Here is an 8,521-nt window from a genome sequence, read left to right on the forward strand (position 1 = left end):
TCAAGGGGCAAACCGGCGACGCGCTGCATGCGGTGCTGTGTGCGGCCGGCTACAACCTGCGCTGGCTGCTGCGCGCGATCGTTCGTCTGGGCCTTGGCCCTATATTCTTTTTGCTGCTCGCGTGGGCGCGTTTTCAGCTCAACGTCATGCCTCAACCTCTACTCGTGCGCTGCAGACCTGGCTGAGATGTGCGTTTACGTCTGCACCAGACTGCGTCGTCGGGTCCATTCCGGCAAATTCAATTTTGCAGGCCCGACGAGTTAAGGAGGCTCTGCACAACACGTTTCAAATGCCTGCTCGTTCAGGGGGGACCAAGGTAAGACGGGAACAGTATGTCAGGGCTGATCTTCCGGCACGACAAGCCGGCCTGTCAATATCGGTGACCGAGCCGCTAGGGCCCGCAATTTGTAAAATGGAGCAGAATCTCGAGGCCGGGTTCATCGTGCGCGGCATCTTTTACGCTTTGTGCAGCGCCTTGCGCATCATCCATAAATTGCCCAGCGCAAGTAACGTAGTGATTTGAGCGGTGTTCTTCGTCAATCCCCGGTATCGCGTCTTCACGTAGCCAAACTGTCGCTTGAGGGTTCGGAAAGGATACTCAACCTTCGCACGAATGCCGGCCTTCAGTCGTTCTATTTTGTCGTATATCGCATCGACACGATTCTTCAAGTTCATCTGTTTTCGCTTGCTGCGGTGCACCGCAGCAAGCCATCGGGCCGAGGCAGTTTGCCCGCGCTTTTCGATTCCCTGGTATTCGACGTCGGCATAAACCACTTGTTTCCTCCCCGTGCACTGGCTGTGATGAGAATCTAATGAAGTGCTCGACCGCGCACACCTGTCCAAATGGACAGGTGATTAACATCCAGAAGTCCGTAGGATAGGTGTTGACGAGCAGTTTCATTGCTAGCGGAGGGCATGAACATGGTGCTGTCACCAGCTCAACCCAGTATTCAGCGAGCTGAAGACTGCCAGTATTGGGACGTTTCTGCAAGCTTTGATGTGACATACAAAGTCATTCGCGCCAACGGTGTTTTGCTCTCGAGCAATCCCCTTCTATTGCAGTTGGGAGTTCCGGAGAAAAACTACCGCGAAGATCGCGCCCGTCGTCTTGTTTTTGTCGAAAGCGAGGTCTTCCGCTTTTATTCGGGAGCTATTAATCGCTTCTTCTGCGGCGAAGGCTCGCGAATCGTGGTCCTAAGTGCTACGGAAAAAACCAAAAATCTGCGTCTGGTCGAACGCACAGTCGAGCAGATGGCCCAATTCGGGATCAACAGGCGAAGTGAACCGGTGATCGCCATTGGCGGTGGCTGCTTGATGGATACCATTGGCTTCGCCGCTAGCATTTATAGACGGCATGTCCCTTACGTGCGCGTGCCAACCACCCTCTTAGGGATCGTGGATGCAGGTATAGGAATCAAGACCGGTGTGAACTTCGGCCTCCACAAAAATCGCATCGGTAGCTATTGCGCACCCATAGCAGCCGTTCTCGACACCACGTTTCTGGCCACACTACCCACACGGCACATCCGCAACGGTCTTGCCGAAGTGCTCAAGATGGCAATCGTATCGGATGCGACGCTATTTCAACTTCTGGAGTCTCATGCGTCGGATTTGGTCGAGGCATGCGCGGAATCCTCGCCGGTATCGCTGAGGATTATTAACCTCTCCATTCAGCGCATGCTAGAAGAATTGGAGCCCAACCTCTGGGAGCACGACCTCTACCGCGTGGTGGACTTCGGTCATACTTTCAGCCCGGTGATCGAAATGCTCAAAGTGGACTACTTGCTTCATGGTGAAGCGGTTGCTATTGACATGTGCATTTCGACCGTGATTGCGGCCAGACGGCATTTAATCGATACTACTGCTGCTGACCGTATCATCGCACTGACCGATCACATGGGTTTACCCGTCATCAACTCTGATTGCACGGCCGCAAACATGCAAACCGCGCTTGATGATGTGGTCAAGCACCGAGACGGACTGCAGCGTATCCCGGTTCCTACGGCGATTGGAAAGACGACATTTCTGAATGACGTGAGCCTGCAAGAGGTCATGGAGGCGTGCGAGTGTCTTCAACGGCCCTTTAGCGAAGGAGCGTTAGGGTGACCATCCTTCTGACCTACGATTTGGGAGGAACCTCCTTACGGTGTGGCCTCTACAGCACTAGCGAACGCCAATTACTGATCCGGGAGGTTTGCCCCACTCCGAATTACCAGCGTAGTGGCACACGGCAAACCGTGCTGCTTGATCAAGTGATCGATGCGATGCGCCATGCCGCCCTTGCGCTGATAGCCCAGAGCGGACACAGGCCGGAAGCCGTTGTGGCAGGGGTACCAGGTCCCGTGAACGAGGAGGGCCTTCTCCTGGGAGCCCCCACCATCCTGGGTGAGCAACTTTCGAGACCTTTTCCTTTCAAAACGCGGCTAAGTGCTGCTGTGGGCCTTCCCACGACAGTGATGAACGACATCACTGCTGCTGGGTATCGATACGCTTGCGATGGCCAGAAAGATTTCTGCTTGGTATCCATAGGGTCGGGAATAGGCGCCAAGCTCTTCCTCAATAGCGTTCCTGTTCTCGGCGTCAGCTTCGATGCGGGCGAGTTGGGGCATGTGACGTGGAGTTCTATTCCCGATGCGCCAATATGCGACTGCGGAGAAATTGGTCACATAGGGGCTTATGCCTCTGGGCGCGGAGTCGCGAGCTTAGTCCAGGGACAGGCGAACAAGGATCCTTTGGGTTTCGCGGCGTCACGATTGGCCGGTACAGCAATGAACACCATGGATATCGCACAGGCGTTCGTCACAGGGGACCCTTGGACAACGAATTGCATCGAAACATCGCTTATACCTCTTGCGGCAGGATTGGCTGCTACGCGATCCATAGTCGGTGTGGAGCGCTATATCGTGATTGGTGGCTTCGCGTTTGCGGTTGGCACACCCTACATATCCCTGATGGCTAGGCAATGCAACGAGCACTACAACTGGCCGGGTTGGGGTACCGCATTTCAGATGGGTTACGTTGATGACGACAACGGACTCGTAGGCGCGGGGCGGTATGGTGAAGACAGGAGAAACGCATGACTTTGAGCGTGTCGCGGTACAACTACTCTGAGCAGTTCGGTCCATCATTTGACCGTCTGATGGAAAACATCGGGACGCAGATCCTCGAAGGGCGTTATATTCTGACGGACGAGGTTAAGCAGTTCGAGTCGGCGTTCGCCAGCTATCTGGACACGGGTCACACAATTGGGATCAACAGCGGCACCGACGCGCTCATCATCGCCATGATGGCCCTAGGCATAGGTCAAGGCGACGAGGTGATTACACAAGCAAACACCTTCTACGCGACCGTGGCGACTATCTGCTTTGTCGGTGCTACCCCGGTACTCGTCGATGCGAACCCTCACACCTTCCTGATGGATGTTGCTCAGGTCGAACATGCAATCACCTCCAGTACACGTGCCATCTTGCCTGCACATATGTACGGTGCCTGCACACCAATGGATGCATTGGCGCGGTTGTCTCAACTTCAAAGGGTGTACCTATTGGAGGACGCGGCTCAATGTCATGGTGCTAGATTCGAGGGAAAGCGAGCCGGAACATTCGGTGAGATTGGCTGCTTTAGCTTTCATCCGAGCAAGAACTTCGCTGCGGCTGGCGATGCGGGTGCTTGCGTCACAGACAGTGCAGTCCTTGCCGACAAGATGCGTGTTATCAGGAGTCTTGGTCAGCGCAGGCAAAACGAGCATGTTGCATTAGGAATTAATAGCAAGCTGGACTCGATTCAGGCCACGATCCTGAATTGGAAACTCGCCCTGCTCGATGCTTGGAACGAGAGTCGTCAGCGGATCGCTGCGAACTACAGGGAGCAACTCGCCGGATTGCCATTGGTTTTTCAGGAAACGCCTGCTGGATCCACGCATGTCTATAATCTTTTCCAGATAAAAACCGACGCGCGGGATGATTTGCTCGATCACTTAATCCGGGCAGGGATAGATGCAGTTGTCCGCTACCCCCAACCGATTCACCTACAACCGGCCTTTAAAGCGCAGGGGTGGAACCGGGGGCAGTTTCCAGTAGCTGAAGACTTGGCCGCTAATACTTTATGTCTGCCCATCCGTCCGGATATGAGCGAAACGGAGATCAATACCGTGTGCGGCGGTGTCCGATCCTTTTATGGAGCGGGGAGATGAGCACGCTTGCAATCGTCGGAGGCAGCAGTCCATTCACGGTCGAACTGTTCCATCAACTTGCTTTGACGGAGCTGAGAGAGCAGCCTTATGAACTGAGACTGCACGGCAGGAACCTCGATGCACTCGAACTGGTTCGGCATTTCGCAGCCGCAACCCTACCGGCATGGCGCATTCTAGCGATGTCGGATCTTGATGAAGCATTGGATGGCGCGGACATTGTGGTACATCAAGCACGGTATGGTGGCCTAGAGGGCCGCTTTCAAGATGAACGGCTGGCCTCGATGCTGAATACGCTCGTCGATGAGACACTTGGCCCAGGTGGATTGCAGGCGGCATTGAGGATCGCCGAAGGCGTGCTGGCGTTCTCGTCAACTGCCCTGCGTCGGTGCCCAGACGCTTGGATCCTCAATCTGGTCAATCCGTTGGGCATTTCCACATCGTTAATCGCTGGAACCGGTCTGCAGCTCTGTCTAGGGTTATGCGAGCTACCCACAGTAACGCACAGGCATATTGTCGATCTTCTGGGCGTCACCGTACCCGAGTTGGCGTGGGATTACGTGGGCCTTAACCACCGCGGCTTTCTCTACAACCTGCGCGTTGGGGACGAGAACGTGCTCCCAAAGCTCTTGACTGCTCTTTGCGACGAGCGGGTGGACAATGGCGTTTGCGACATAGGATCCGAACTCATTGCACAACTTGATGCGGTTCCATTGAAGTACTTCAGGATGCTGAACGGACAGCCCATTCATGAGCCAGGCCGGGCGCATGCACTGAAGAAGGTGCGTGAACGGGCATACCAAGAACTTCTCCAAAGACCGGCTGTTTATCCACCATCCATACGCGCGCGGAGCATGCCTTGGTATGAACACGCTGTCGTACCGACCATTGCCGTTCTTTTAGGGCATGCCCCATCCATCACCTGCACGGCAAACATTGGTGGTTCCAATGACATTGCACAGGAAAGGATGGTCAGGCTGGACCGAGACAAACTGACGATCAAGTCTCCTGGTCCACCGCCTCCCCTCGTCGCCGAGTGGATGGCTCGCTTCCGTCAACACGAGGAATCAGTGTTGACAGCCACACGATGCCGTACACGCGCTGCTGTGGTCGCTGCTCTGAAATTAGACCCACTATTGTGTTGCGATCAAGTACGGATCGCTGCCGACCTGATTGACGTTTGAAATAGACATGATGAAACCAGTCATTGCTATTGTAGGTTGCGGCCGCATGGGTCTCGTCCGAGCTCAAGCTCTGAAGTGCGTGAGCCATCGTGTCCGATATGTCTTTGACGTAGACAGCAGTCGAGCATCTCAGGTAGCTGACGTTCACAACAGTAGGGCGGTCGCCTCGCTTGCCGAAATGAATTGGTCCGAACTGGATGCAGTGTTCGTATGCACTCCACCCAGCGACAGGGCGGCAATGGAAATCGCCACTCGACTGGATAAGCATGTTTTCGTCGAGAAGCCAATACACCTTTCTGCCCGACACAGCTTGTCACTGCTCGGTATGACGCTACCCCGCGATCGCATCTTCGCGGTAGGCTACATGAATCGCTATCGTTCTCCAATCGAGGAAGTTAGAAAGCGTATCGAAGACATACCGATCCTCGGCTTCCAAGCCCACTGGATCTGCAAACCTTACATGGTGCCCTGGTGGGCAGACCCCGCCCAATCGGGCGGCCCCCTCAATGAGCAGGCCACCCACATTGTCGACCTGATCCGATATCTGCTTGGTGAGGTAGATCAAGTGACCGCCATACAGGGAGTGAGCGACTCAAGCACCGTCTCCGTCATGCTGCGTATGCAATCTGGTTGCATAGGTACTTTTGTTTATTCGTGTTCGGCAACGGAAAAGGACATCGGCCTGCGCTTGTTTACGCAGGACACGCCGATTGTTCTGAGTGGATGGGATTTCTACTTGTCCGATGCGCCTTGGCAAACATCCACCATCCAACGACAATCCAGCGAGGATGCTTTTCTGAGCGAGACCAAAAGTTTTCTCGACGCCGTTGAGTCAGGTGACGCGCAGGCTGTTCGATCTCCATTTACCGACGCTTTCAAGACCCAGGTGGTAGTCGATTGCATACGGAATTCGTTGCGACTGGGCACGCGTGTAACGGTCGAGGCCTACAGAGAAGAACTGGACGCCCTATGAATCCTATCGGCACGATTCAAGGCCTCAGTTAGCCGTTAGGCAGGAATATCGCTCAGCAGGCGATTCAGTGTTGCGACTGTTTTTTGTCATTCGAGCGGTGTGCAGATAACGCTTAGATACGCATACTATATATGGGATAACTACCTTGGCATAGCAGTTTTGGCCTAATACCTCTCGTCGTGCCAAGAGAGACTACGCTCGCAAACGCTTGGTCTGGCAAGGAGGCTAAAAACTCCACTGGCGTGCTCTGCGAACTGGGTGCGAATAATTTGGATGGAGCAGTGAGATGGAAACAGTCAAGGTCGTTTTCTTCGACGTCGGCAACACCCTGATGAATTTCGACTATGGTACCGTGGCGAAGCTTTCTGGCATGAACCAAACACAATTGACCAAGCAGGCACCGGCAAGCTGGAAGCAGATCAACAGCGAATTGGCTGAGGCATATCAAAGGGGGAAGCAGCACGACCATTTTCGCATGCTGATTCACAGCTTGGTGTACGCTGAGGCCGGGCTTGCCGGCGTTGAGGCGGTCATCAATGGCAGCGATGCCTTCTCCTTATGGAACCGCACGAACAACCAAGCACGCCAAGCAGTCGAGGCCCTGCGCAACCAAGGTGTCCGGGTCGGGGTTATTTCTAACACAGACGGAACGGTTCAAACTCTACTCGACCGCCACGGCTGGAAGGGATTGTTCGAAGCGGTCATCGACTCTGCAGTGGTTGGGGTGCAAAAGCCTGACTCCCGCATTTTTGAGATGGCGCTCGCGCGGGTTGGAGTAAAGGCCAACGAAGCTCTGTATGTCGGAGATTTGCCCTCTGTGGATGTCCAAGGCGCTAACGATGCCGGCCTTCGCGCCGTACTATACGATCCCTACGACCTATATCAAGCGGATCTGGAACATTTAGTCGCCGCTCATGGCCCTTTCCACCGGTTGACTGATATGCGTCAACTTTCCCCGCTGGTTCGACTCCTCAATGGCTGAACCATGGACACGCGCCACAGCTTAGGTGCTCGACTGTCATTTACTGACGCATGGTACACGTCGAATATCGCACACGCGGGACACAAAGAAGTTCTCATGTTTCGCGCACTCGCCAACTGCGGGGACCTCGGCTGTAACTACATAGACCTCGTCGCGTTGGAACCCAATACCAGTATTGGCCTACACCGACATGGTCCTCACGACACGGAGATTTATGTAATAGTGGAAGGGCTGGGCGAAATGACGATAGAAGATGAAACTCTGTTTGTCACCACGGGAGATGTGGTTGTCAATCCTCCCAATGGTACGCATGGTCTCGTCAATGTGGGAAACATCTTGCTCAAACTTGTTGTAATCGATGTGCCAGTAGCACATGACGCTACGTCGTAAGTTCATAATGGCGTGCGTCCCTCATCTGGCCCGCTTGGCAAATGCGAAGGAATTGTTAGCTAAGTTGATTGAATACTAGACACTCTTACCGAGAATACAACTCGATGCTCGACCATTTGCATCCCAAAAAAACCATCCGTCCGCAAGCTCATGGCACATCTAATAAGACATCCTACATATTATTTCACGCGGGTGAACGTTTCTGGCAGGCGCCTACCATGCCCGATAGGTGTCGTTTCCAACTCGCAGGAAGCGAACTAGTCGAGATTTATCGGGACATGTACAGGGAAGTCGCTTCGGTATGGAATTGGGGCAGTGCGATTTCATGGGAAACCGCTCAGTGGGGTTCTCATTTGGCGGCAGCTGATGTTGAAGGGCACGTGCTTTTTGTGGCCGACCAACCCGCCGGATGGTTTGAGCTTCGGCACGATATGCGCCTAGGTAGTATCGAGATATATTATTTGGCGCTACGACGTCAGTTTATCGGGTGTGGTTTAGGGCGGCTGTTGCTCAGACATGCTATCGGTTATGCCTACCGTCGCAGACCGCAGCGAGTTTGGCTCAAAACGAGTTCGGATGACCATCTTTCAGCATTGCCCCTGTACTTGAGCGAAAGTTTCTATTTGATAGACATAATTCCTAAAGACTAGGTCATGTTCACATTTACAAGCGGCCAGAGCAGACACGATGGAGACAAAGGTGAGGTAGCTGTGGGCGAGTTTGTCATATCGAGTGGCGACGCGACGAAAATGCTTGATACGCTTAAAGAAGCGTTCAACGAGATTGCGCTTACGGTACAGGGC

9 protein-coding genes and 2 pseudogenes are annotated in these 8,521 nt (G+C 54.0%); 9 read left to right on the top strand and 2 right to left on the bottom strand.

What is annotated here, in order from left to right; translation table 11 throughout:
* Nucleotides 1–185: pseudogene (locus tag BVER_RS25720) on the top strand (IS5/IS1182 family transposase); the annotation flags it as partial.
* Nucleotides 186–456: 271 nt separating this feature from the next.
* Here BVER_RS25720 and BVER_RS32900 read toward each other — a convergent pair.
* A pseudogene (locus BVER_RS32900) lies at nt 457–820 on the bottom strand (transposase); the annotation flags it as partial.
* A 95-nt stretch (nt 821–915) separates the two neighbouring features.
* Here BVER_RS32900 and BVER_RS25730 point away from each other — a divergent pair.
* The 8 genes from BVER_RS25730 (at nt 916) to BVER_RS30710 (ending at nt 8,368) form a co-directional block, all read left to right on the top strand.
* The gene (locus BVER_RS25730; RefSeq protein WP_050455672.1) at nt 916–2,106 is read left to right on the top strand and encodes a sedoheptulose 7-phosphate cyclase; all 1,191 of its coding nucleotides are present in this window, start codon (nt 916–918) and stop codon (nt 2,104–2,106) included.
* Nucleotides 2,103–3,080: an ROK family protein gene (locus BVER_RS25735; protein ID WP_050455674.1), complete on the top strand. Its 978-nt coding sequence runs from the start codon at nt 2,103–2,105 to the stop codon at nt 3,078–3,080. The genes BVER_RS25730 and BVER_RS25735 overlap by 4 nt, the downstream gene beginning before the upstream one ends.
* Nucleotides 3,077–4,192, top strand: coding sequence for a DegT/DnrJ/EryC1/StrS family aminotransferase (locus BVER_RS25740; RefSeq protein ID WP_083452357.1), 1,116 nt, complete (start codon nt 3,077–3,079; stop codon nt 4,190–4,192). Before BVER_RS25735 ends, BVER_RS25740 begins: the two co-directional genes overlap by 4 nt.
* Nucleotides 4,189–5,373: a family 4 glycosyl hydrolase gene (locus tag BVER_RS25745; RefSeq protein ID WP_050455676.1), complete on the top strand. Its 1,185-nt coding sequence runs from the start codon at nt 4,189–4,191 to the stop codon at nt 5,371–5,373. Before BVER_RS25740 ends, BVER_RS25745 begins: the two co-directional genes overlap by 4 nt.
* A 10-nt stretch (nt 5,374–5,383) precedes the next feature.
* Nucleotides 5,384–6,346 (top strand): Gfo/Idh/MocA family protein, encoded by a 963-nt coding sequence (locus tag BVER_RS25750; protein ID WP_269750808.1) that lies wholly within the window; start codon nt 5,384–5,386, stop codon nt 6,344–6,346.
* Nucleotides 6,347–6,632: 286 nt separating this feature from the next.
* On the top strand, nt 6,633–7,328 hold the full coding sequence (locus BVER_RS25755) for an HAD family hydrolase (RefSeq protein ID WP_050455678.1): 696 nt from the start codon (nt 6,633–6,635) through the stop codon (nt 7,326–7,328).
* 96 nt (nt 7,329–7,424) lie between these two features.
* Nucleotides 7,425–7,718 (top strand): cupin domain-containing protein, encoded by a 294-nt coding sequence (locus tag BVER_RS30705; RefSeq protein WP_198155368.1) that lies wholly within the window; start codon nt 7,425–7,427, stop codon nt 7,716–7,718.
* 104 nt (nt 7,719–7,822) lie between these two features.
* Entirely contained in the window at nt 7,823–8,368 is a 546-nt protein-coding gene (locus BVER_RS30710) for a GNAT family N-acetyltransferase (protein WP_083452360.1), read from the top strand.
* Here the strand turns inward: BVER_RS30710 and BVER_RS34560 are convergent.
* Nucleotides 8,306–8,521: transposase (locus BVER_RS34560; protein WP_232316777.1), on the bottom strand; the 216-nt coding region annotated here is incomplete at its 5' end. The two genes, BVER_RS30710 and BVER_RS34560, sit on opposite strands and share 63 nt — an antisense overlap.

Source organism: Candidatus Burkholderia verschuerenii (assembly GCF_001189365.1).
GTDB classification, from domain to species: Bacteria; Pseudomonadota; Gammaproteobacteria; order Burkholderiales; family Burkholderiaceae; genus Caballeronia; species Caballeronia verschuerenii.

What these genes read in the sequence shown, in the direction of transcription:
- BVER_RS25745 (WP_050455676.1), top strand. Translation starts at nt 4,189, where the DNA reads ATGAGCACGCTTGCAATCGTCGGAGGCAGCAGTCCATTCACGGTCGAA.
- BVER_RS25730 (WP_050455672.1), top strand. Translation starts at nt 916, where the DNA reads ATGAACATGGTGCTGTCACCAGCTCAACCCAGTATTCAGCGAGCTGAA.
- BVER_RS25755 (WP_050455678.1), top strand. Translation starts at nt 6,633, where the DNA reads ATGGAAACAGTCAAGGTCGTTTTCTTCGACGTCGGCAACACCCTGATG.
- BVER_RS30710 (WP_083452360.1), top strand. Translation starts at nt 7,823, where the DNA reads ATGCTCGACCATTTGCATCCCAAAAAAACCATCCGTCCGCAAGCTCAT.
- BVER_RS30705 (WP_198155368.1), top strand. Translation starts at nt 7,425, where the DNA reads ATGTTTCGCGCACTCGCCAACTGCGGGGACCTCGGCTGTAACTACATA.
- BVER_RS25740 (WP_083452357.1), top strand. Translation starts at nt 3,077, where the DNA reads ATGACTTTGAGCGTGTCGCGGTACAACTACTCTGAGCAGTTCGGTCCA.
- BVER_RS25750 (WP_269750808.1), top strand. Translation starts at nt 5,384, where the DNA reads ATGAAACCAGTCATTGCTATTGTAGGTTGCGGCCGCATGGGTCTCGTC.